Origin of the sequence: Pseudomonas syringae group sp. 243L2 (assembly GCF_032587875.1) — a bacterium.
Classification (GTDB): domain Bacteria; phylum Pseudomonadota; class Gammaproteobacteria; order Pseudomonadales; family Pseudomonadaceae; genus Aquipseudomonas; species Aquipseudomonas amygdali.
The window spans coordinates 1-22,916 of record NZ_JAWHPL010000020.1; the positions used below are offsets into that span (position 1 = coordinate 1).

20 protein-coding genes are annotated in these 22,916 nt (G+C 58.1%); all 20 read right to left on the reverse strand.

All coding sequences use genetic code 11. The annotated features are described in order from the left end of the window. Nucleotides 1–270: 270 nt before the first annotated feature. Complete coding sequence (locus RYB66_RS12730; RefSeq protein ID WP_316894538.1) at nt 271–1,695, reverse strand: flagellar hook-length control protein FliK; 1,425 nt, start codon at nt 1,693–1,695, stop codon at nt 271–273. A 125-nt stretch (nt 1,696–1,820) separates the two neighbouring features. Next, nucleotides 1,821–2,177, reverse strand: a complete 357-nt coding sequence (locus RYB66_RS12735; RefSeq protein WP_057405267.1) for an Hpt domain-containing protein — start codon at nt 2,175–2,177, stop codon at nt 1,821–1,823. 33 nt (nt 2,178–2,210) lie between these two features. Then, nucleotides 2,211–3,917, reverse strand: coding sequence for a fused response regulator/phosphatase (locus RYB66_RS12740; RefSeq protein WP_004664462.1), 1,707 nt, complete (start codon nt 3,915–3,917; stop codon nt 2,211–2,213). Next, nucleotides 3,874–4,224, reverse strand: a complete 351-nt coding sequence (locus RYB66_RS12745; protein ID WP_002554287.1) for an STAS domain-containing protein — start codon at nt 4,222–4,224, stop codon at nt 3,874–3,876. The genes RYB66_RS12740 and RYB66_RS12745 overlap by 44 nt, the downstream gene beginning before the upstream one ends. A gap of 85 nt (nt 4,225–4,309) precedes the next feature. Further along, the gene (gene fliJ / locus RYB66_RS12750) at nt 4,310–4,759 is read right to left on the reverse strand and encodes a flagellar export protein FliJ (protein ID WP_002554288.1); all 450 of its coding nucleotides are present in this window, start codon (nt 4,757–4,759) and stop codon (nt 4,310–4,312) included. Between the two features lie 6 nt (nt 4,760–4,765). Continuing rightward, nucleotides 4,766–6,124, reverse strand: coding sequence for a flagellar protein export ATPase FliI (gene fliI / locus RYB66_RS12755; protein ID WP_004664459.1), 1,359 nt, complete (start codon nt 6,122–6,124; stop codon nt 4,766–4,768). Next, the gene (gene fliH, locus RYB66_RS12760) at nt 6,114–6,932 is read right to left on the reverse strand and encodes a flagellar assembly protein FliH (RefSeq protein WP_057405268.1); all 819 of its coding nucleotides are present in this window, start codon (nt 6,930–6,932) and stop codon (nt 6,114–6,116) included. Before fliH ends, fliI begins: the two co-directional genes overlap by 11 nt. A 15-nt stretch (nt 6,933–6,947) precedes the next feature. Beyond that, nucleotides 6,948–7,964: a flagellar motor switch protein FliG gene (fliG, locus tag RYB66_RS12765; protein ID WP_002554291.1), complete on the reverse strand. Its 1,017-nt coding sequence runs from the start codon at nt 7,962–7,964 to the stop codon at nt 6,948–6,950. After that, a complete protein-coding gene (gene fliF / locus RYB66_RS12770) occupies nt 7,957–9,741 on the reverse strand; it encodes a flagellar basal-body MS-ring/collar protein FliF (protein ID WP_002554292.1) in 1,785 nt (594 codons plus the stop codon). Before fliF ends, fliG begins: the two co-directional genes overlap by 8 nt. A 15-nt stretch (nt 9,742–9,756) precedes the next feature. Further along, nucleotides 9,757–10,086: a flagellar hook-basal body complex protein FliE gene (gene fliE / locus RYB66_RS12775; protein WP_002554293.1), complete on the reverse strand. Its 330-nt coding sequence runs from the start codon at nt 10,084–10,086 to the stop codon at nt 9,757–9,759. A gap of 243 nt (nt 10,087–10,329) precedes the next feature. Continuing rightward, nucleotides 10,330–11,745: a sigma-54-dependent transcriptional regulator gene (locus RYB66_RS12780; protein WP_004664453.1), complete on the reverse strand. Its 1,416-nt coding sequence runs from the start codon at nt 11,743–11,745 to the stop codon at nt 10,330–10,332. Beyond that, entirely contained in the window at nt 11,745–12,959 is a 1,215-nt protein-coding gene (locus tag RYB66_RS12785) for a sensor histidine kinase (RefSeq protein ID WP_316893267.1), read from the reverse strand. The genes RYB66_RS12780 and RYB66_RS12785 overlap by 1 nt, the downstream gene beginning before the upstream one ends. A gap of 122 nt (nt 12,960–13,081) precedes the next feature. Further along, nucleotides 13,082–14,557: a transcriptional regulator FleQ gene (gene fleQ, locus RYB66_RS12790; RefSeq protein ID WP_004664450.1), complete on the reverse strand. Its 1,476-nt coding sequence runs from the start codon at nt 14,555–14,557 to the stop codon at nt 13,082–13,084. 177 nt (nt 14,558–14,734) lie between these two features. Beyond that, a complete protein-coding gene (gene fliT, locus RYB66_RS12795; protein WP_002554297.1) occupies nt 14,735–15,031 on the reverse strand; it encodes a flagellar protein FliT in 297 nt (98 codons plus the stop codon). A gap of 26 nt (nt 15,032–15,057) precedes the next feature. Next, complete coding sequence (fliS, locus tag RYB66_RS12800) at nt 15,058–15,456, reverse strand: flagellar export chaperone FliS (RefSeq protein ID WP_002554298.1); 399 nt, start codon at nt 15,454–15,456, stop codon at nt 15,058–15,060. 125 nt (nt 15,457–15,581) lie between these two features. Further along, nucleotides 15,582–17,060, reverse strand: coding sequence for a flagellar filament capping protein FliD (gene fliD, locus RYB66_RS12805; RefSeq protein WP_004664447.1), 1,479 nt, complete (start codon nt 17,058–17,060; stop codon nt 15,582–15,584). An 82-nt stretch (nt 17,061–17,142) separates the two neighbouring features. Further along, on the reverse strand, nt 17,143–17,535 hold the full coding sequence (locus RYB66_RS12810; RefSeq protein ID WP_002554300.1) for a flagellar protein FlaG: 393 nt from the start codon (nt 17,533–17,535) through the stop codon (nt 17,143–17,145). A 72-nt stretch (nt 17,536–17,607) separates the two neighbouring features. Next, nucleotides 17,608–18,456 (reverse strand): flagellin domain-containing protein, encoded by an 849-nt coding sequence (locus RYB66_RS12815; RefSeq protein WP_002554301.1) that lies wholly within the window; start codon nt 18,454–18,456, stop codon nt 17,608–17,610. A 328-nt stretch (nt 18,457–18,784) separates the two neighbouring features. Further along, on the reverse strand, nt 18,785–19,711 hold the full coding sequence (locus tag RYB66_RS12820; protein ID WP_016981486.1) for a ketoacyl-ACP synthase III: 927 nt from the start codon (nt 19,709–19,711) through the stop codon (nt 18,785–18,787). Nucleotides 19,712–19,996: 285 nt separating this feature from the next. After that, nucleotides 19,997–22,903: a glycosyltransferase gene (locus RYB66_RS12825; RefSeq protein WP_016981488.1), complete on the reverse strand. Its 2,907-nt coding sequence runs from the start codon at nt 22,901–22,903 to the stop codon at nt 19,997–19,999. Nucleotides 22,904–22,916 lie beyond the last annotated feature (13 nt).

A 22,916-nucleotide genomic window follows, 5' to 3' on the forward strand; every position in this document is an offset into this window, starting at 1 on the left:
CAAATCCCCTCGCTCCTGTTTCCGGCCCGACTTCGTCGGGTTCCTTCGCCCTGTCACTGATCCGGGGGTCGCCGCAACGGGCCATCCATGGCCCGGTGCGGCTAGCCTGGCGTCCTGCCAGGCTACCCCCGGATCAGCGCCAGGACTCAGCCGTCACCAAGGTCGCAATTTGCGTCGTCTGTACCATCGGGATCGAAAAGCATTTCTGCCTTAACAACTAGCAGACAAGGCATGACTTCGCGTCGCGGCTGCCATGTGAGGCAAGGAGCATCACGCGTAATAATCGATCTCGCTGCTGCCGATCACGCGCGCAGCCGGCTGGCTGACCGGAACAGCGGCATCGACGCCTGCAATTTCATCCGGAGTGTCGCCTGAGCTCACGCCATTGCCACGACCGTTGCGCTGGGCACGGCTGGCCTGCTCTTGAGCCTGTTGCTGGGCCTGCTGTTGCGACTGGTCGGAAACGTTGACGTCGACGTTGCCAAGCCCCTGCTGAACGAACGACTCACGCAACCTCGACATCTGGCTTTCCAGTGCGTCACGCACGCCCATATGGGCGCTCATGAACGTTACCTGGGTCTGCTGCTCAGGTGCCATGTTGATGCGAATGTCCAGACGTCCGAGTTCGGCGGGCTCCAGCTTGATATCGGCGGCTTTGAGGTTCTGGCTCGACAGGTACATGACGCGGTCGACAATGCCTTCGGTCCAGCCGCTTTGGTGCATGGCCAACGGCTGATTCATCAACGGCGCTGCGGCAGGCGCTGCCGCAACACGGGCCGGTTGCGCGGCCTGGCTCAGCGCAGCGAGGCGATCGGCAAAGTTGTCGACGCGCGTGTCGCCCGCGGCGCTTTTGACATCTTTCAGTCCTTCGCCGATCAAGCCGCTGAACGACTTGTCACTGCTTTCCGTGCTGCTCTCTTCCGAGGGAAGCTGCTCGCTCAGGGCCGACAGGTTATTGACGAGATTCTGGTTTGGATCGGCCTCTGCGTTGGTCGGCGTTGCTTTGTTGGCAGCATGGGTATTCTGCGCAGCCAGCTGCGTTTTGGCGTTGGCATTCTCCAGCGCCAATTGCACTGCATCCAGACCATCAAGCGGATCGGCGTCCGGATTGAATGCTTCTTCAGTCGCTGCGGGCGGAGCAGCCTGAGTGACCGTGAGCACGGTAGCTACGGGCGCAGCCGTGGCGTCAGGGCTTTGTGGTCTGGCGACCGGCAACGCAGGCGCTTGAGCAGCCATCGCCTGCAACGCCGGGTCAAGCACCGGATCGACAATCGCCAGCCCTTCAGTCAATGCAGAGTCGGCAGATGCCTGTGCATCATCCTGCTTTGAACCGGCACTGGCAGCATCATCCTCAGCGGCAGTCGATCGGGTTGGCAAATCATTGCCGCTATCGGCAACACTCGACGTGTCAGCGGCATTGGCCTGATCACTGGCAGGCTTGTCCTTGCCGGCGGCAACCTTGTCCTTGTCAGGCGCAGCCTTGTCCTTGTCAGGCGCAGCCTTGTCGCGAGCCGGCTTGACCGGCGCATCATCACGCGACGGAACGGCATCCTTCGCCTGTTTGGCATAGACATTGGAAAAGCTGGAGGCCCCGTCTTTGCTGCTGTCAGCAGACTTGACCGCATTATTGGCCGTACCGGACCTTGAGGTCGCAGTGCTTGTGGCCTGAAGAAGCGCATTGGTAGCGAGGGGCATTTCGGTCTCCGCATAAGCTGCTGGTTATCGCCTTACCAGAACACTGAGCAATATGCGGGCCAACCTTCCACACCCACTTCAAAGGTTGCCGAATAAAGGAAGATCGGGGATCTGGAAATCAGTGATCAGCTGACAAACAACTGCCGCTCTGCGTTAAACAAACCGCGAATAGTCATGTATTCGCTGTCGATTTTACCGATCAACTCTGTCAGACCTGTGAACAACTGCTGACGGGACTGCTCTTCCAACTGATGACACAACTCGGAAAGTTGCAAGGCACCCATATTGGCGCTGCTGCCCTTGAAACTGTGCGCGGTGAGGCTCAATTCCTGAAAGTCAGGATGGCTGACTTGAACAGCAAGACGCAGTTGCGCGATACGCTGCTCGGAATCCTTGAGGAACACATCCAGCAAGGTCGGATATTCGTCCTCCATGACTTCCTGCAAGGCATTCAGCACGCTGTAATCCAGATGAATCGACACTTGTTCACTCCTTGATCAAGACTCCAGGGGGGATTATGCCACTCCCTCCCAGGAAAATTCCACGCAGGCCGTCCTGCCATCCGCGGACCATCGAGCCTCACGACTCAATTCACACACCAGGCGGAGCCCGCGACCATACAGCTCATTGCCCGCAGGTATCTGCATCCGGACTTTTTCAATATCAAATCCCTGACCACTGTCCTCCACACTGAGGGTCAGCCGACCACCCGCTGCGACCGGCTCGACCCGCACAGTCACGCGGATAAACCCGGTCTGAAGCATGCCAAGACGCTCGGCGCGCTGCTGATAATACAGGGCGAAACCTGCTGCATCATGCTTTAGCGCCGAATCCAGCCCTAGTACACCATGTTCCAGCGCATTGCTATAAAGCTCGCCGAGCACCATGTGCAATGCAGCACCCTGATTGCGCAGTCCATGAACTTCAAGCAGCAACTGCAAGACGTACGGCAACGGGTTGAAGCGCCTCAGGGTCGAAGCGCGAAACTCGAAGCTGGCCGACCAGTCCAGTGGGCTGGAGGCACCGCTGTCCGAATAGGTCAGGGCAGGCAGACTCTGCAATGGCTCATCGACGGCACTGATTTCCAGCAAACTGACATCGTCACGTGCCTTGCCGCCAAAATCGTTGAGCGCTTCGAGAATTTCCTCGATCAGCAAGTGCGGCTCGCGGTTGGCAGAAAGCACCTGGCGCAAACGCTGCGCACCGAACAGTTCGTCATTACTGTTGCTTGTGTCGAGCACCCCGTCGGACAACAGGAAGATGCGATCGCCCGGCGCCAACGGATAGACATCGGTGCGTGCATCGAAAGCATCAACACTCAGCACGCCCAATGGCAAGTGACTGGAAGCCAGCGGCACATGCTCACCCTGCGCGCCGCGCAACAGGTAACCGTCCGGCAAGCCACCGCTCCAGACCTCGACCTGCCGTTGTGCAAGGTTGATACAAAGCAGCGTTGCACAACAGAACATGTCGACAGGGAGGATACGCTTGAGCTTGGCGTTCATTTCACGAAGGATTTCAACCAGGCCGTAGCCCTTGGCCGTCATGCCGTAGAACACCTCAGCGAGCGGCATCGCCCCGACGGCAGCCGGCAAGCCATGCCCGGTGAAATCCCCAAGCAGCACCTGCATGTGCCCGGCCGGCGTGTAGGCGGCCAGCATCAGGTCGCCGTTGAACAAGGCATAAGGAGACTGCAAGTAGCGGATATTGCCGGCCCCCAGGCAACCGGCATGGGCAATCTGATCGAACACCGCCTTGGCCACACGCTGCTCGTTGAGCAGGTAATCGTGGTGTTTGCTGATCTGGTCACGTTGTTGACGGACAGTTTCGTGCAATACCCGCAAGCGGTTCATGGCATTGAGCTTGGCGGCCAGCACCAGCGGGTTGTAAGGCTTGGACATGAAGTCGTCGCCACCGGCGTCCAGGCAGCGTGCAAGCGCCTCACCTTCAGTCAGCGAGGTGAGGAAGATGATCGGTACCAGCGACTCACCACTCATCGCCTTGATCCGTCGCGCAGCTTCAAAACCATCCATGACCGGCATCATGGCGTCCATCAGAATCAACTGCGGACTTTCAGCCTTGAAGATGGCCACAGCCTCGACACCATTGCCAGCACTGAGAACCCTGTGGCCCTGCCGCGCAACGATGGTTGAAAGCAGCAACCGGTCACTGGCACTGTCATCGGCGATCAGAATGCACAGTTTTTTCGGGGATGACTGCACTGGGTATGCTCAGTTCGAACAACTTCGAGAAATTGGAAATAGCCAGAATCTTCAGTACATCAGGCGTGCAATTGACAAGGTGCACCACCGCTTTATCGCCACCGGCATGGTCGCGTAACAGCAACAGCATCCCCAGCGCAGAACTGTCCAGGTAATGCGTGCCCCGCAGGTCGACTACATAGTTCAGCGTCTGCGGGTAATCCTCGTAGGCTGCGCGAAACGCCTGATGGGATTGAAAATCAAAGCGCCCTTCGATGTAAAGGGTCAGCGTCTGGCCATCGGCAGAGCGTTCGGAAGTGACTGTCATGGGGAACCTCGAGGTGTTTCATCACCGAGACATTGATAGCGTAGACCAGCCAGAGAAATCACCGCGGGTCTGATTGGGTCAAACGTCAGAATTGTTCGTGACGAGGCAGACGCTGCGACAACTCGTCGAGCAATTTCTGCTCCCGCTTATCCTCCAGCCTGCGTGCTTCATCCATATAACGCTGCACCAGCTTACGCAAGCCTTCGACCCGCGCGTAACAATCCTGCCAGGCGCTCCGCGCCCTATCGAGATTGGCCTTGTGCCACTCAAGGCTTTTGTATTGCTGGGCAACGGCGACATCGAGCTGGCTGAGAAAGCGCTGATAACCCAGTAACCACTGCCCGGAAACCCCGGCACTGCCACGTTGCAACCATTGCTGCTGATAATCCTGACGAAACTGGTCAAGCTCCTGCAGCTTGTTGTTGGCCAGATTGACCTGCCCCTGAAAATGCCCAAGCCGCTGAGCCGCCGTTCGCTCGGCGGCTTCCGCCATCTCGACCACTGGCGCAAGACGCGCCGCTCGACTCTGAGCCATAAGCTATCAGCCGCCAGGTGCCGGTGCGAATATAGACGCCAGCGCCTCGCCACTGCCTTGCATGCTTTCGTTGTCTCGCAGGCCCTGGCGCTGATAGCGCACCAACACCGGGTGCAACGCAATCGCCATGTCGGTCTCGCGATCGCCGCCCGCCACATAGGCACCCACGCTAATAAGGTCGCGAGTCTGCTGATAGCGCGACCACAACTGTTTGAAATGCTGCGCACGCGCCATGTGCTCGGGGCTGACCACCGCAGGCATGACCCGGCTGATGGAGGCTTCGATATCGATGGCCGGGTAATGGCCTTCTTCAGCCAGACGCCGGGACAGCACGATGTGACCGTCGAGCACACCACGCGCGGAGTCGGCAATCGGGTCCTGCTGGTCATCGCCTTCCGACAGCACCGTGTAAAAGGCCGTGATAGAACCACCACCCGCCTCGGCATTGCCTGCGCGCTCCACCAGCTTGGGCAACCGGGCGAACACAGAGGGCGGGTAGCCTTTGGTGGCTGGCGGCTCGCCAATGGCCAGGGCGATTTCCCGCTGAGCCTGAGCAAAACGGGTCAGCGAGTCCATCAGCAGCAGGACATTCTTGCCCTTGTCACGAAAGTATTCGGCGATCCGCGTGCAATACATGGCAGCGCGCAGCCGCATCAGCGGCGCATCATCGGCTGGCGATGCAACCACCACCGAGCGCTTCAGGCCCTCTTCGCCAAGAATGTGCTCGATGAACTCCTTGACCTCACGACCCCGCTCACCGATCAGGCCGACGACAATGATGTCCGCCTCTGTGAAGCGCGTCATCATGCCCAGCAGCACACTCTTGCCCACACCGGTACCGGCAAACAACCCCAGACGCTGACCGCGGCCAACCGTCAATAAACCGTTGATGCAGCGAATGCCGACATCCAGCGGCTGGCTGATGGGGTCACGCTTGAGCGGGTTGATGGTCGGGCCATCCATTGGCACCCAGTCTTCAGCCTTGATGGGCGAGCGGCCGTCCAGCGGCCGGCCCGCGCCGTCAAGCACACGGCCCAGCATGCTCATGCCCATTGGCAGGCGACCGGTATCGGCCAGTGGCACGACCCGCGCACCGGGCGCAATGCCCGCCACGCTGCCGACCGGCATAAGAAACACCTTGCCGCCAGAAAACCCCATCACTTCGGCTTCGACTTCGACCGGGTGATGACTGTCATCGTTGATGACCACACAACGGCTGCCCATCGCAGCACGCAGGCCCTCGGCCTCTAGTGTCAGGCCAACCATACGCAGCAGGCGGCCCTCTACAACGGGCTGGGCAGGCAGACTGATCGACTCGGCGTAGGAGCCGAGGCGCTTGCCGAAACTGGTGCGATCAAGGCGCATCGAGCGTGTCCACGTCAGATTCGGCTGCACTGGAAGCCTTGCCGGGCGCAGCCTCCAGCTCGACGCTGAGGTCCGCCGCAGCCGGATGCGTCACCTGCTCATGCAACTGGTCATGCATTTTGGAAATAGCCAGGGCGATTCGCGTTTCGACACTGGCATCAATACGACTGTGCTCGGTTTCGATACGGCAACCACCCGGCAGCAAGTCTTCGTCTTCGACTATTTTCCACGACTCCTCATGACGCTCGCGCATGGCCTTGACCAGCAGGAAGTCCTGAGGATTGATGAAAATTCGCAGGTTCTGCGCACCCATCGGCAATAGCTTGAGCGCATCGCGCAACACGCTGGCGATCTGCCCGGAATCAGTGACCAGTTCGCGCTGAATGACCTGCCGCGCGATGTGCTCGACCAGATGAATGACGGCCTTTTCGATCTGTGTGTCCTGCTCGGCGATAGGTGCCAACAGGTGGCCCATCAGTTGTTCCAGGCTGGCGACCTTGGCCGCAAGAACGACTTCCGCTTCCTGGCGCACTTTTAGCTGGGTGCTGTGAAAGCCTTCCTTTTCACCGGTGGCGAAGCCTTCGTTCCACGCCTCCTGGCGGATGCTTTCCAGCTCCTCCAGGGTCAACGGCTGAACTTCATCCAGCGGTACTTCTTCCATCTCGGCCGGTTCATCGACCGGTTCCGGTTCGGGCTCAGGCTCGGGTTCCACATGTGGATCGAAGCTGGGCAACGACCAGATATCGAGTAACCCGGCGTCCTTGGCGCGAATGAGGTCGCTGGCCGATTCTTTATTGGAACTGGACATGAGTCGGCTGAATCCTTAGATCATTTCCTCGCCACCCTTGCCACCGAGTACGATCTCGCCGGCCTCGGCCATACGACGCGCAATGGTGAGGATTTCTTTCTGGGCGGTTTCCACATCGCTGACACGCACCGGACCTTTTGCTTCCAGGTCGTCGCGCAACAGTTCGGCGGCACGCTTGGACATGTTCTTGAAGATTTTTTCCTTGATCGCCTCGTCCGAGCCCTTCAGCGCCAGTACCAGCACGTCCGAGGATACTTCGCGCAACAGCGCCTGAATACCGCGGTCGTCCACGTCGGAGAGGTTGTTGAAGACAAACATGAGGTCTTCGATCTGTACCGAAAGGTCTTCGTCGACCTCGCGGATCGAATCCATGAGCGCGCCTTCGATGGAACTGTCGAGGAAGTTCATGATGTCGGCTGCACGCTTGATACCACCCAGGGTGGTACGCGACGTGTTGGCGTTACCGGAGAACTGCTTCTCGAGAATCTGGTTAAGCTCTTTGAGCGCTGCTGGCTGCACTGTGTTGAGCGAGGAAACGCGCAGGATGATATCCAGACGGACCTTGTGGTCGAAATGCCCAAGCACCTCGCCCGCCTGGTCAGCGTCAAGATACGCCACCACGATGGCCTGAATCTGCGGATGCTCGAAACGGATCACGTCGGCGACGGCACGCGGCTCCATCCACTTGAGGCTGTCCAGACCGCTGGTGTTGCCACCCAGCAGGATCCGGTCGATCAGGCCGTTGGCCTTGTCTTCGCCCAGTGCCTGGGTCAGCATCTTGCGGATATAGCCATCGGAGCCGACGCCAAGGCTGGTCTGGTCGCCGACGATGTCGACAAACTCGCTCATGACCTCTTCGACCTGCTCGCGATGCACATTGCGCATCTGAGCCATCGCTACGCCCACTTTCTGGACTTCCTTGGGCCCCATGTGCCGGAGCACCTGAGCAGCGTCGGTTTCGCCGAGGGAAAGCAGCAACACTGCAGCTTTCTCGACTTTGGAGAGTTTGGCTACCATGGCTCGATCATTCATCAGTGTTAATCCACTCTTTCACGACCTGGGCCACACGACCCGGATCTTCGGCCACCAAGCTCTTGATTGCGTTCAGCTGTGCGTCATAACCCTCGGTCGGGCTAGGCAGCAGAATACTTTGCGGGCCACCCAGGCTGACGCGGTCGTTGGACAACTCACCATCCAGGCCGCCCATGCCACCAAGCTCGGCGTCGCCACCGAAACCGGCCAGCTCCTTGCTCTTGCCGGTGGTGATGTTGGTCAACACCGGACGCAACACGCCGAACACCAGGATCAGGATGAAGATCACACCCACCGCCTGTTTGACGATGTCCCAGAACCAAGGCTGCGAGTAGAACGACGCCTCTGGCAACACTTCAGCGCGCTCGCTGGAGAATGGCACGTTGATCACGCTGACGCTGTCACCGCGGCTGGCGTCGAAACCGACGGCATCCTGCACCAGACGGGTAAAGCGAGCCAGGTCCGCCGCGCTCCACGGAGCACGAGTGACTTCGCCGTTGGCGGCGTTGGTCTTGACCATGTCGTCGACTACCACCGCAACTGACAGACGAGTCAGACGGCCCTGCTGCTGCTTGGTGTGACTGATCGAACGGTCCAGCTCGAAATTCTTGGTCGACTGCACGCGTTTGTCGGCAGGGTAAGGAGCCAACGCTGGCTGACCGGTCGCCGGGTCCATGATCTGTTGACCATTGGCATCCAGCAGCGGTTGGCCTGGAGCGATAGGGCCGGCAGCACCGGCCGCACCGGCAGTTGCATTCTGCGGCGCCGTCGCAGGACCTGGCGGCTGGTTGCTCAACGCGCCCGGAACGCCGCCCGTGCTTGAACTGCTGGAGCGCTGTTCGTTGACCGACTGCTCGCTGCGCAAGGCAGGCTGGTCAGGGTTGAAGCTTTCGGCGGTCGATTCGACGGCGCTGAAATCGACTACTGCCGAGACTTCAGCCTTGTAGCGATCGTTGCCCAGAATCGGCTGCAGAATGTTCTGCACACGCTGGGTCAGCATGCCTTCCATGCGACGGCTGTAGTCGAACTGCTTGCCAGCCATGGTCAGTTCAGAGTTTTCCGCCTGATCGGACAGCAAAGCGCCCTTCTGGTCGACAACCGTGATCTGCGACTTGCTCAGCTCGGGAACACTGGTGGCCACCAGGTTGATAATGGCCATAACCTGGCTGGGCTCCAGCGAGCGGCCAGCATACAGCTCGACCAGTACCGAAGCGCTTGGCTTGCGGTCGTCACGGACAAACACCGAACTCTTCGGAATCGCCAGGTGCACACGGGCACCCTTGACGTTGTTCAGGGCAGAGATGGTACGTGCCAGTTCGCCTTCCAGACCACGACGATAACGCGTGGCTTCCATGAACTGACTGGTCCCCAGGCCCTGATCCTTGTCGAGGATTTCGAAACCGATGTTGGCGTCGTTCTGCACCACGCCTGCCTGCGCCAGCTGGATACGCGCACGCTGCACATCATCGGACTTGACCAGCAACGCGCCGGAATTGGGTTCGACGGTGTAGTTGATATTCGCCGCAGTCAGGGTGTCCATGATCTGCTTGCTGTCCATGCCCGCCAGGCTGCCATAAAGCGGACGATAGTCAGGCTGCTGGGACCAGAGCACCACGGCAAAGCCGATGGCCACGCTCGCGGCAAGACCGACCATAAGGCCGATCTGACGCAGCATGGTCATTTCGGAAAGGTTTTCCAGAAAAGACAAACCGAACAACGGTTTCTTATCGGAAGCGCCCGCTCTTGCTGGAACGGGATCGGCAGTTGCTTCGGCCATGACTCAGTACGTCCCTTAAACCGGCATCTGCATGATGTCTTGATAAGCTTGAACCAGCTTGTTACGCACCTGGGTCAACGCCTGAAAAGACACGCTGGCTTTCTGCGACGAAATCATGACGTCGGTCAGATCCACGCCGCTCTTGCCGATTTCAAATGCATTGGCCAACTGGCTGGAGGCCTGCTGGGTCTGCGCGACCTTGTTGACGGCCTGGCCAAGCATGTCGGCAAAGCTGCTGGCGCCGGCTTCCTGCGCGCCGGACACGGGCTTGGGTGCAGACATCGCATCCATCTGCATGGCCCGCATATCCAACATCAAGCGATTAAATTCAACACCTTGGCTCATGGACGTTTCTCTCGTAAGGCCCGCAAATTTTTGACACTGATTCAGCGGGTACAGAAGACATAGCAACAACGGTGCCAGCTAGATGGCGGCTATTTGCCACACCAAATGGGAATACCATGTTGCCCGACATGAAATCACTCCAGACCTCCCGTATTCATGGGGGTATCCGGATATTTCCGGCTTGCGCCGTTTATACGAATATTCAGTGACCGGCGATCACAACCACCGATCAGCGCCACCGGTTCAGGTAGCGAACAGATAGGCTTCCACATCCATCCCGGCATCGCGCATCTGCGCCAGCTTGTAACGCAAGGTACGCGGGCTGATACCCAGGCGCTCGGCGGCCTCCTTGCGACGACCGCGCTCCGCACGCAGCGTGTCAATAATCATCTGAAACTCGCGACGCCTGAGGTCATCACCCAGGGCACCGACAGACTCCGCATTGCCACCAGCACCTGCATTATCAGGCGAGGATGTGACAGGCAAAGACGGCACAGCCTCCACCACGGCAGCGGCTGGAAGACTTGTCACCGGCCCGGAGAGACAGAAATCCTGCGCCTGTATCACCCCGCCCTGCTGCAGAATCAATGCTCGCTGCACGGCGTTATCCAGCTCACGCACATTGCCAGGCCAGGGGTAGCTGACCAGACACTGCTGCGCCTCGGCAGAAAGACGAACCGGCGCGTGCTTCATTTTATTGACGTGCTTGGCCAGAAGCCGCTCGGCCAGTGGCAGAATATCGGCAGTCCTTTGACGCAGCGCCTGCCAGGCCAGTGGAAATACCGACAGGCGATAAAACAGATCTTCGCGAAAGCGCCCCGCCGCCACTTCCCCTGCCAGATCGCGGTTGGTAGTAGCCACAACGCGAATATCCAGAATGATCGGCTTGCGCGCACCCACGCGCTCGACTTCCCGCTCCTGCAACACACGCAACAGTTTGGCCTGCAGCCCCAGTGGCATTTCGGAAATCTCGTCAAGCAGGATTGTCCCGCCGTCAGCCTGTTCGAACTTGCCGGCCTGCGCGGCAATGGCGCCGGTAAACGAGCCCTTTTCATGACCGAACAGCGTCGCTTCCAGCATATTGTCCGGAATCGCAGCGCAGTTGATCGCAATAAAAGGCTTATCGGCACGCGGAGAATTTTGATGAATGAAACGCGCCAGCACTTCCTTGCCTGTGCCGGACTCACCGGAGATGAGCACAGTGGAGTCGCTCTTCGCCACACGGCTGGCCAGGTTCAATAACTGGATACTGGCGGGTTCAACAGCAATCGGCCCGTCGCGCTCGGCAGGCTCCAGACGACCCAGTGCATGTCGTGCAACCAATGCAATCAGGGCCTTGGGCTCGAAAGGCTTGACCAGATAATCGGCCGCGCCCTGACGCATGGCATCGACCGCGCGATCAACGGCGCCGTGAGCAGTCATCAGCAGTACCGGCAGTTGCGGATGCCGGCTGCGCAACAGGCTCAGCAACTGATGACCGTCCATGCCCGGCATGTTGACGTCGCTGATCACCAGACTGAACGGTTGCGCCTCGGCTGCGACCAACGCCTCTTCAGCAGAGCCGACCGCCTGGTATCCATAGCCAGCCAATTCCAGGGTTTCCCCAAGTGCCTCGCGCAGCGAACGGTCGTCCTCGACCAACAGCACGTTGATCGACATCAGTTGTTACCCATCGAGCCGGAAGCCGGAATCAATGGCAGGCTGACAATTGCACAGGTGCCACGACCGACCCGCGACAGATAATGCACGCCGCCCTGATGCGCACGCGACACCGCCGTCACCACAGCCAGACCAAGCCCGGTGCCGGTGGTCTTGGTGGTGAAAAACGGCTCGCCGATACGCGCCAGCGCAGTCTTGTCCATACCACTGCCATTATCGCTGAAGCATATGCGCAACACATTGCCGCGGCTGTACACATGAACTTTCAGCAGTGTCCGGCCAGCACTGGCCTGGACGGCGTTTTCAATCAGGTTGAGCAACGAACCAACCAACGTGTCGCGATTGCACAGCAACTCGCCTTCAATACTGTCGCACTGCCAACGCACCGGTACGCCCTGCACATGGGTGACCGCAGCGTTTTGCAAAGCCTGAAACAAGGCAACGGGCGTCAGGCGATCCGTCAGCGGCAACTCGCCACGGGCAAACACCAGCATGTCGCGAACCTGATGCTCGAGCTCATGCAGACGATCCTTGAGCCGTGCGGCAAAGCGCTGCTGGGTTTCCACCGGCAATTCCTGCTCGGTCAGATGACTGGCATAGATCATCGCGGCCGACAACGGTGTACGAATCTGATGCGCCAGAGAAGCGACCATCCGACCCAGCGATGACAAACGCTCGTGACGCGCCAGTTGCTCCTGGAGATGGCGGGTTTCGGTCAAATCATTAAGCAGCACCAACTGCCCGGGTTCAGCGTCCAGCGAGCGGGTTGCAATGGAAAGCCTGCGGCCGTCCTTGAGCGAAACTTCGTGGCCATCGTCTTCACGCGGGGCAAAACACCGACTGATGACGTGACGCCAGAGCATGCCCAGCAAGGGCTGGCCCAGCAGATCGATTGCCGCAGGATTGGCTTCGCGCACCACGCCCATGCCATCAATAACGATTACGCCACCGGGAAGCAGATCAAGCAGGCTTTGCAGGCGGTTGGCCAGCCGCTCTTTTTCCGCCAGCTCTTGCAGGCGCTGGGCACCGGCATGGGCCAGTTCGCCCTTGAGTTCAGTGACACGCGCTTCGAGCAGACCATAGGAGTCAGTCAATTGCGCCGACATTTGATTGAACAGCGAGAACGCCTGCTCAAGCCCCTGACGACTTTCCAGCTCCGGGGAGTATTGAGCCTGAGCAGATAGGGCGGAAGTCAGTTGGGCGGCCTGGGACATAGTTCATCTCTCTCGTGGCGAACCGTCAGTAAACGGTGTGTTGAGAGGGACTTTGCAATCCTCGTGCCGAAAAAAAACCCCTGAAAATTCAGGGGCTTGATTTTTGGCGCTACAGACAGGCGTCAATCATCTGCCTGTTCATCACCTTCGCGACGGCTCATACCGTACTTGCGCATCTTCTCGACCAGCGTGGTGCGACGAATCCGTAAACGCTCTGCAGCACGGGCAACAATACCGTTCGCGTCGTCGAGCGCCTGCTGAATCAGACCCTGCTCCAGACCACCCAGATAGTCTTTCAGGTCCAGACCTTCAGGCGGCAGCATTGCGCCCGACGCGAAATTCGGCGTATTGCTGTTGATGGCGACGCGCTCTTCGATATCGCTGCGCATGCTGTCGACCATCTGCTCGTCTTCGTCATCGACATAGCGGAATTTCTTCGGCAGCTCGGCCACGCCGATCACGCCGTACGGGTGCATGATCGCCATGCGCTCGACCAGGTTGGCCAGCTCGCGAACGTTGCCCGGCCAGGCATGACGACACAGCGACATGATGGCGGCGGAATTGAAACGAATCGAGCCGCGCTTTTCATGCTCCATGCGCGAAATCAATTCGTTCATCAACAGCGGAATGTCTTCAACACGCTCGCGCAACGGTGCCATCTCGATGGGGAACACATTGAGACGGTAATAAAGGTCTTCGCGGAAGCTGCCAAGCTCGATCATGTTTTCGAGATTCTTGTGCGTCGCGGCAATAATGCGCACGTCGATGCTCTGCGTCTTGTTGCTGCCCACGCGCTCGAAAGTGCGCTCCTGCAACACGCGCAGCAACTTGACCTGCATGGGCAGCGGCATGTCACCAATTTCATCAAGGAACAGCGTACCGCCGTTGGCAAGCTCGAAACGGCCGGCACGACTGGTGATTGCCCCGGTAAACGCGCCCTTCTCATGCCCGAACAACTCGCTTTCGAGCAGCTCGGCCGGAATGGCACCGCAGTTGACCGGCACAAACGGTGCATCGCGGCGCTTGGAGTGATAGTGCAGGTTGCGCGCTACCACTTCCTTGCCAGTCCCCGACTCACCGAGAATCAAAACGCTGGCGTCAGTGTCAGCGACCTGCTGCATCATCTGCCGCACATGCTGAATCGCGCGACTGGTTCCCACCAGACTGCGGAACAGGTTCGGCTCACGATGACGTCCACGCTCGCGGGCCTGGTCGTACATCTCGCGATAGACCTGGGCACGGTGCAGGGAGTCGAGCAGCTTGCTGTAGCTGGGCGGCATCTCAAGCGCGGAAAGAACCCGCCTGCGCAGGTCCTCCGGCAACTCGACAGAAGAATTTTCACTCATAAGCAGCACAGGAAGGAACTCATCCCATGCTGCGATGGTCTTAAGAAGCCCTTGAAGGCTGCCCGGCGCGTTTACGCTGCCGACCAGCACACAAAGGACTTCTCGCGGAGATGCCAGAGAGCCGACCACCTGCTGCCAGTCCTGGCTTGAACAGGAGAGGTTTTCTTCGCCAAGAAAATTCAGGATAACCGCCAGATCCCGGCGGCGCTGGCTATCGTCATCGATTAGCAGAATCTTGATTTCACGCCACATGCAATAGCAACTTCCCTAGTCAACTCAATGCCCATGATTGGGGGGCAGCTTGGCATCTCAGCTGTATAAACCTTGAGACGCCAGAAAATAGTAAACATCACTAGTTAAGTCAAAAAAACGAACACAGTCAAATTTATGGCGAAATTCTTGTCGAACAATAAAAATGACAATTAAACATTAACCGAACAGATGGTATACCTTCGTCGCGTTCTTCGCATTCTGGATTTGAGTCATTTCATCGACGACTGCTTGACGCTCCCCGGTTGCAACATCAATCAGTTGCCTGTAGACCCCCAACAACTCCTCAAGATTGCTGCGCAGAGCCGGTTCGTCAGCAGGCGCTTCGCTGACCACCGCATCGACACATTCGCGACACGCCAGGTCAAGTTTGACGATAGCCTCCCAGTCGCGTTCGGCAAGCGCCCCCACCAGGGCTTCCCGGGTTTCTTCGATACGCTTGAGCGCAGCACTCATCTTATTGTTCTCCTCAGGGCAGCAACTTATTGTTGTGCTTGTGCGGTACCGATAGCATCCCAGCCTTCCTTGACGGTGATCAGCAGCCCGGCAACCTCGTCGAGCATCTTCTGATCGTTGCGTGCGTTGGCTTCGGCCAGACGCGTCATCATGTAGTGATAAAGGCTGTCCTGCCTGACCAGCGCTTCGCTGGGGGCGTTGTCCAGGTCAAGCCCTTCACGCAGACCACCTACGATGCCGATCGCCTTGCTGATGAACACGCCTTTGCTGGCGACGTCCTTGCGTGCCATGGCACCCTTGGCTTGAGCGATACGATCGAGGCCACCCTCCATCAACATTTGAACCAGACGGTGAGGACTGGCTTCCGAGGTCTGAGCCTGGGAGCCGATCTTCTGATACTGCCGCAACGCTAACATCGGATTCATAAGGGGGACCTCGTCGCAAATCCATAATACTGATACTCAAGCTATCGACGCATGGCGCAGAAACTTTAGCCCAAAAGCAGAAACCCGACACGGAGTCGGGTTCTTGATACTTCTGTAAAACGAATTTACGAAGCGTTTTTCTGCGCGTTCATCGCTTCGAAGATCGACGTGATGCTGGTAGCGGTCGCCTTGAGCTGCCCTACAACCAGGTCCATCGCGTTGTATTTCTTGGTCAAACTCGCCGTCAAGCTTGTAATACGACGATCCAGTGCGTCCTGATCACTGGCAATACGAGTCTGTATTTTATTAAGACTGCTCGTCTTGCTGGCCAGAACACCGTCAGACTTTGTGTAGGGCAGAAGCGCCTTGGTCATACGCGAAACCAGGCCGCCATCAACCGTACCGTCGGCATTTGTTGCCCCCGTACCAGTGAACATCGTCTGAATCTGACTGCCCAGTTTTTTATCGTTCAGCGCTGCCGTGAATGTAGCAGTGTCCAGTGACAGCGTACCGTTGGACTGCTGGGTCTTGATGCCCAACTGCGAAAGAGCACTGAGGCCGGCACTTGAAGAGGCACTCGCCAGCTGATCACGGATAGTCGCCAACAGCGCGCGCGGCGTAGCGTCACCAGTAAGGGCGGCCGCCGTGTAAACACCCTTGTCGCTGATCGAACCCTTGGTCAGGGAAGTCACCAGGGTGGCCAGCGTGTTGTAAGAGTCCACGAAGGACTGCAGCGACGCTTTCAACCCATCGGTGTTGGTGGCCACCGTAACGGTAGTGGTTGCTCCAGCAGCAGTTGGCGCGACCAAGTCGAAGGTCAGGCCGGAAATCGCTGTACTGACTGTATTCGTCTTGCTGGTCAGGCTCAGGCCGTCAACAGTGAAAGCAGCATCCTTGGCGGTCGCAGTAATAGCGCCAGCACCGGGAATCGCCTTGCCGTTGGCATCGGTCCCCGTGCTGGTATCGCTCATCAGCTTGGTGCCATCGATATTCAGCGCTTCCTGACCGGAAGCACCCACTACCGAAATGTCACTGCCCTTGCCGGTGGTCGTCGAGCTGAATACCAGCCTGGCACCATTGTCGTCGTTGATGATGTTGGCAGTAATGCCTTTACCCTGCAGCGACGAGTTGATCTTGTCGCGCACTTCCTGCAACGTCGAGGTCTTGTCGATCACGACACTGTAGTCAGTGCCATTCTGAGTGATTTTCAGGGTACCACTCGGAATAGCACTCGCCTGCGTGGAATTCAGCGCGGCTGTGGCCACCTTTGAAGGCGTTGCCAGCTGGGTGATACCGATCGCGTAAGTACCGTTGACGGCCGTGTTGCCGGCCGTTGCCTTGACCACCGCCTCGTTGGCAGATGTCGCAGCAAAGCCCTGAAACGCAGGCGTCGTTGAGCTACCCAGGGTATCCAGGGTTTTCTGGAACGCGGCCAGTGCCGACGTCAGCTGACTCACACCCGACAACGATGCGGTTGTAGCGGCGGTCTGCTTGTCGATCTGGTTTTGCTTGGGCGCTTTCTCGGCACCCACAAGACCTTCAACGATGGCCGTGATTGCCAGACCCGAACCCAGGCCTGTTGTAGATGTAATTGGACTAGCCATTTGCTTCTCCCTTCAAGAATGTCGCCGGTTTCACCGCCTTTTCACAGGTCTCGCAAAACGGCAACAAATACCGTACTGGCAATCAGGCCTTGGCGCGGAACAACAAGCTGTTCGCATCACTCAGGCTATCGGCCAGTTTCAGGATTTCTGCATTGGGAATTTGTCTTACCACTTCACCCGAGTCACTGGCAATGACCTTGACGATCACTTTGCCAGAAGCTTCATCAATCGAAAACTCGAGATTGCGCTTCACCGAGTGAAAAAATTTCTGGATGTCTTCTGCCGCGGCTTTGACTTTCGCCTCGTCGTGGGAGTCATCCTTGTGCAGATCTGAGCCTTTACTTTCCGCCGTGGCGGCAACACGCTCGACTGACGGCGTATCGGCAGGCTTGTCAACAGACTTGTCTGGCACTGGCGCCTGACTCGCCGGTTGAGCGGCCGGATAAGACACGTTCAGCTTTACACTCATATCCATGACCATCACCTCCGAAAGTAAAAAAGCGAGAGAGCGCTATTACGCACTCCCCCGCTAAAACTCATGCCGATATTACTGAAGCAGTTTCAGTACAGCGGATGGCAGCTGGTTAGCCTGAGCCAGAACAGAGGTGGAAGCCTGTTGCAGGGTCTGTTGCTTGGTCAGCTGTGCAGTTTCAGCAGCGAAGTCGGTATCTTGTACGCGACCCAGTGCAGCACTGGCGTTTTCGTTGATGTTCTGCAGGTTGGAGATGGTGCTGGTCAGACGGTTTTGTGCAGCACCGAGGTCAGCACGAGTGGAGTTGATGGTCTGCAGAGCCGAGTCGATGGCGGCGATAGCGGCAGAGAAGTTGGTCTCTGCAGTGGTGCTATCGGAACCAGCGATGGTCACAGCCGAACCGACACCCAGGGTGTTGGCGTCGAAGCTTGCGCTCAGAGTCAGAGTGATCTGGTTCGAAGCGCCCGAGTTGGAGCCAACCTGGAAAGTCATGGTGCTGGCGGAACCGTCGAGCAGGTTCTTGCCGTTCAGGTTGGTACTTTGAGCGATACGGGTCAGCTCGGAACTCATCGCGGTGAATTCTTTGTTCAGCGCGTCACGGTCAGTCGAGCTGTTGCTGTCGTTTCGCGACTGAACAGCCAGTTCACGCATACGCTGCAGAATGTTGGTCGACTCTTGCAGCGCGCCTTCAGCGGTCTGCGCCAGGGACATACCGTCGTTGGCGTTTTTGATCGCCATTGTCTGACCACGGATCTGCGAAGTGATCTTGGTAGCGATTTGCAGGCCGGCAGCGTCATCTTTGGCGCTGTTGATTTTCAGACCGGAAGACAGACGAGTCATCGAGGTCGAAAGTGCGTCGGAAGCGCGACCCAGGTTCTTCTGGACGTTCAACGATGCTACGTTGGTGTTTACTGTTAAAGCCATGATGAATTCCTCGTTGGTTTGGTACTACGTGGCTTCCGGCCCCTGCAAGCGCCGGGTGTGCCTAGAGAACCTTCGTAATAGTTATCGTCGCGATGGCAGGTTGCTTGAGTGTTTTTTTTGAATATTTTGCCATCATGCCTGTACCCCTTATAAAACAAGGGTTTGAGACGAAACCAAACCAACATGACGCGAGAAAACCCGTTGTCTGAACTTCACGTTCCAGAAAGAGCAGGCCACTGTAGAAGTTCAAAAACGTGACCAGAATCGATTATTCAAAAAAAAGCGCCCGGTGAACTAGTCACGGGCGCTGTTTTTAGCCTGCGGCGATTCAGGCTTTATAGATAATCGCAGAACCCCAGGAAAGCCCCACGCCAAAACCGCTCAGTGCTACTCGATGCCACGAAGAGTTGAGTACGTGCTTTTCAATCAGCAATGGAATGCTCGACGACACGGTGTTACCCGTTTCAACCATGTCCTTGAGAAATTTCTCGGGTTTGTCTTCAAAGCGGCGTGCCACGGCATCGACAATAGCAGCGCTGCCCTGATGAATGCAGAATGCATCGATATCGTCAGGCGTCAGGTCTGACTCTCCCAACAGTTCGTGCAGGTGCGCCGGTACTTTCAGCAGCGCAAAATTGAACACCTGACGACCGTTCATGAAAAACACGCCGTTGCTGACCTTCAAGTGCGGCGCACCCGAACCATCGGTGCCGAATTTTGCCTTGCCCAGTTGCCAGGCAGCGTCCTCGCCCATCCAGGTTGCTGTGGCTGCATCGCCAAACAACATGGTGGTGTTGCGGTCCTGCGGGTCGACGATTTTCGAATACGGGTCAGCGGTTATAAGCAGGCCGTTTTTCAGCCCTGCTGCCTCCATGAACCCCTTGATCGCGTAGATGCCATAGACATAGCCGGAACAGCCCAGTGAAATGTCGAACGCAGCGACATTGGTCGACAGACCCAGCTTGTCCTGAACGATGGCTGCGGTATGCGGCAGCCCCTCTTCGTCACCGTTCTGGGTAACGACGATCAAAACGTCAATACTTTCGCGCTTGAGCTGCGGGTTGTTGGCAAACAGGGTATTGGCCGCTTCAACGCACAGGTCCGAGGTTTCCTGGCCAGCGTCTTTACGCGGCAGGAACGTGGAACCGATTTTCCCGAGGATGAAATCTTCATCCTTGCCGAAACTGGCACCTTGAGCGTAGTTATCCACGCCAGCAGTGGGCACGTAACTCGCTATGTTTTTAATGCCAATCATCATGGCTTCCCGATGAGTAAACAGGTCATTTTTCGTCCCGATCAGAATCAGGGCGCTACCGAATAAGGGTGATTGCAGACATTTTCAGGGCGCAAGGCGTGTGAAAGCAAGCCAGGCGCGTGTCGCTCCCTGTAACACAATACAGTGAAGATGCACGTTATGACCCGCAGGTCACGCCGGTTTGCACGCTTTGCGATTATTGGCGGAGGGAAAAAACAAAATGCTGCCGCAGCAGGAGGGCGACGATCCGGCCGTAAAACAGCCGGATCGCGTGATGCATGCAGCTTAAACCGCCAGTGTGAACCCCTTGCCGTCGAGATCAAGATTGGCGTTATAGGCTTCGTCCTGGGCAAACTGCGCCGCCCACTTTCCGGCCAGCGCGCCAAGCGCTGGTTGGGGAGCATTTACCACGCCTGAATGCACCACCTGAACATGCGGGGTCCAGACCGTCAGATAGCCCGACTGCGCCGCCTTCAGGCACAGATCGACATCGCCCAGAGACTCGGCAAAAGCCTCTTCGTCCAGCCCGCCCAGTGAGTCGTACAACGCTTTGGCAATCATCAGGCAGGCCGATGACACCGCGGAGTAGTTCTGCTCGACCACCAGCCGCTGCATATAACCGCGCGACGTCTTTGGCTCGCCAACGAAACCGGAACCGACACCGCCATTAAGTCCCAGAACAAGACCTGCCTGAGTAATGGTTCCTTCACGATCAACCAGACGGACCCCGACCACGCCCACTTCCGGACGTTGTGCCTGATTGAGCAGCGACTCGATCCAGCCGACATTGACGATCTGGCTTTCGGCATCCAGCAGAATCAGGTACTCGCCCTTGGCTTCCTGGCTGACCAGATTGCGCAAGGCGGCCGTGCTGACACGCTGATCGGCGCGGAATACGCGTACCCGGCTGGACAGCTGTTGCTGCTGATCAAGCCACGTTGATAATTCGGCAGAGGTGCTGGCGTTATCACCGATCAACACTTCATAGCGCTGATAGCGGGTGCGTTGCAGGATACTGTGCAGGCAACGCTGCAGTTCCGGCAGATTGTCCTGGCTGTGCAGCAGAATCGAGACCACCGGCCGATGGGCATGGCGATAATCGATCTTGTAGGTGCCGGGCAACGCCGAGCTGACCTCAGCCTGATAACCCCGCTGCCCCAGATGACGCGTCAGCGCCTTTTGCTCGTCCTGATTCTCTTCAAGCTCGGGGGCATCGCAGATCAGTACCGGCTCGCTCAAATGCGCCAGACCGCTCATGCCGCCTTGCTCGATCAGGCGCAGCAGCAGGTCGAATTCCAGCGCCTTGGGAAACTCTCGCGAATAGCCGCCCGCCTCGACCAGCAGTTCGCGGCGAATCAGCCAGTGCCGAGCGGCCAGCGTCGGCACACTTTGCAGCAGATCGAGGTTGAAGCCCGGACGGAACAACGGCGCCAGGGTGCCGTTGGCTTGACGGTGAATTTCATCCACAGCAACGGCTCGGCACTGCCCGGCGTCAATCAGCTCGGCGCTGGCCAGCAGCAGACCGCTGCGGGTGAACTCTTCACCCGCCTGCGCCAGCATCAGCCAATCGCTGGAAGCCTGTTTGACGACCTGATTGATCTTGTCGACATAGTTGCTTTCGGTGACTTTGACGAAGTGCAGTGTGTCGTTCAGGCTGGTGGTTGCCGGCAGATCACCGGTGGTGAATACCACGACCTTGAACGCTCGATAATGGCTGTTGATAAGGCTGTCGAAGGTTGCCTGCAGCTTGAACACGTCGGCGTCCAGATCAAGCAGCAAAATACCGATTTGCGAACCTGCTGGCCGACGCGTCAGCTGCGTGGTGAGCTTTTTCAGTTGTGCCGGTGCCGGATCACGCGCATCGAGCCAGTCGAGCAACTTGCCGGAAGGCATGCCACGCAACAGCTGGCTGTTATCGAAAGCGGAATCAGACTGCAGGCGCTGGCCCCAGGCAACGATGCGCTCGGCGCGCTCGATGTCGTCCTCGTCCTCGGACTTGCCCAACTCATCGGCCAGACGTTGCACGACGCTGTGACTGAAGGAGTAGTGTGCATAGGCTTGCCACAGACGGCTCAAAAGCGACTCGGCGTCCGGATTGCTCTGTACACGCAACAGCTCGGCCTGCTTCACCAGCACGGACTCCAGCCCTTCCATCTGCGCCTGCCCTGCCGGCAAGAGATGGATCAGAAACTCGATTTGCGCCAGTTCGTCGAACAACGGCTGGTTGTAGAACGGCAGTTCAACGAACTGGCGAGGCTCGAACTGCGCATCTGCCTGCGTCAGGGCAACGTTCCACGCTGAACTGATGATTTTTTCGCCGCCCTGATACGGCTGGGTTTCGAGGCATTCAGCCATGGCTGCCAGGCCGGCCAGTACAGCGTGCTCGCCCTGCTCACCTTGCAGATCGCGGCTATTGCCGAGCGACGAAACAACCAGGCGCGCAAGCGTTTCGCGCTCGGCTTTGGCCTTGGGGTCGATATGCTTGACTGCGCCTGCAATGGCAGCGCCATAGCGATGCTCTGCCTCCTTGCCGGCGTTGACGTGCAACGCATAGGGAATGGGCAGGATGCGCAATGCAGCAGCCGCAACCAGAAAGGCCATATGGCCGATTTCCTGCCAGTGCCGCTCGGTGCCCTCAGGCACTGACGTGAACCACTGACGCGCCAGCCCGGTCCGGGTCACGGCGTTGAGCAGTGACACGCTCTGACCCATGAAGCTCAGAAGCCGCTCGCCGGCCTGATCAGACGCGTAGTCCTCATGAACCTTGCGGTCGCGGCGGAAATAATCCACGTGATCGACGTAAGCCTGGTAACCCAGGCTATAGCCCTGGCAAGCACCGTAACGCTCGTTGCTTTCAAGGAAACTCACGGCCTCGGTCAGTGCGTCAGGCAGCAGGAAACTGTCGACCTGCGCGTACACCACAAAGGGCGTGGACACCTGCTTGAGGCCTTCTGCAATTCTGGCGCTGAGCCTGGTTTCACTGAGGGCGGCGTTGTGGATGTACTGCAGCCCGGCACGCTCCGCAACCTGCGCGTCTGGCGCAGGCGAGGCATCGACCACAATCACATTGCACGGATAACTGCTGTAGTACTTCAGCGCACGACGCAGGAAATCCGGCTGATTCTCGGCGAGCAACAGCAGGGTCAAACGCTGGCTCAACGGGGTGGTTTCATTTCCAGAATGGCTTTGCATGAGCTTTCCTTGA

Coding starts and splice junctions, on each gene's coding strand:
- fliS (WP_002554298.1), bottom strand. CDS start 15,456: ATGAATCCGATGTTAGCGTTGCGGCAGTATCAGAAGATCGGCTCCCAG.
- fleQ (WP_004664450.1), bottom strand. CDS start 14,557: ATGTGGCGTGAAATCAAGATTCTGCTAATCGATGACGATAGCCAGCGC.
- fliG (WP_002554291.1), bottom strand. CDS start 7,964: ATGAATGATCGAGCCATGGTAGCCAAACTCTCCAAAGTCGAGAAAGCT.
- RYB66_RS12810 (WP_002554300.1), bottom strand. CDS start 17,535: ATGGATATGAGTGTAAAGCTGAACGTGTCTTATCCGGCCGCTCAACCG.
- RYB66_RS12815 (WP_002554301.1), bottom strand. CDS start 18,456: ATGGCTTTAACAGTAAACACCAACGTAGCATCGTTGAACGTCCAGAAG.
- fliH (WP_057405268.1), bottom strand. CDS start 6,932: ATGTCCAGTTCCAATAAAGAATCGGCCAGCGACCTCATTCGCGCCAAG.
- RYB66_RS12730 (WP_316894538.1), bottom strand. CDS start 1,695: ATGCCCCTCGCTACCAATGCGCTTCTTCAGGCCACAAGCACTGCGACC.
- fliF (WP_002554292.1), bottom strand. CDS start 9,741: ATGGCCGAAGCAACTGCCGATCCCGTTCCAGCAAGAGCGGGCGCTTCC.
- fliI (WP_004664459.1), bottom strand. CDS start 6,124: ATGCGCCTTGATCGCACCAGTTTCGGCAAGCGCCTCGGCTCCTACGCC.
- RYB66_RS12820 (WP_016981486.1), bottom strand. CDS start 19,711: ATGATTGGCATTAAAAACATAGCGAGTTACGTGCCCACTGCTGGCGTG.
- RYB66_RS12785 (WP_316893267.1), bottom strand. CDS start 12,959: ATGTCCCAGGCCGCCCAACTGACTTCCGCCCTATCTGCTCAGGCTCAA.
- fliD (WP_004664447.1), bottom strand. CDS start 17,060: ATGGCTAGTCCAATTACATCTACAACAGGCCTGGGTTCGGGTCTGGCA.
- RYB66_RS12745 (WP_002554287.1), bottom strand. CDS start 4,224: ATGACAGTCACTTCCGAACGCTCTGCCGATGGCCAGACGCTGACCCTT.
- fliJ (WP_002554288.1), bottom strand. CDS start 4,759: ATGGCTCAGAGTCGAGCGGCGCGTCTTGCGCCAGTGGTCGAGATGGCG.
- RYB66_RS12780 (WP_004664453.1), bottom strand. CDS start 11,745: ATGTCGATCAACGTGCTGTTGGTCGAGGACGACCGTTCGCTGCGCGAG.
- fliT (WP_002554297.1), bottom strand. CDS start 15,031: ATGAGTGCTGCGCTCAAGCGTATCGAAGAAACCCGGGAAGCCCTGGTG.
- fliE (WP_002554293.1), bottom strand. CDS start 10,086: ATGAGCCAAGGTGTTGAATTTAATCGCTTGATGTTGGATATGCGGGCC.
- RYB66_RS12825 (WP_016981488.1), bottom strand. CDS start 22,903: ATGCAAAGCCATTCTGGAAATGAAACCACCCCGTTGAGCCAGCGTTTG.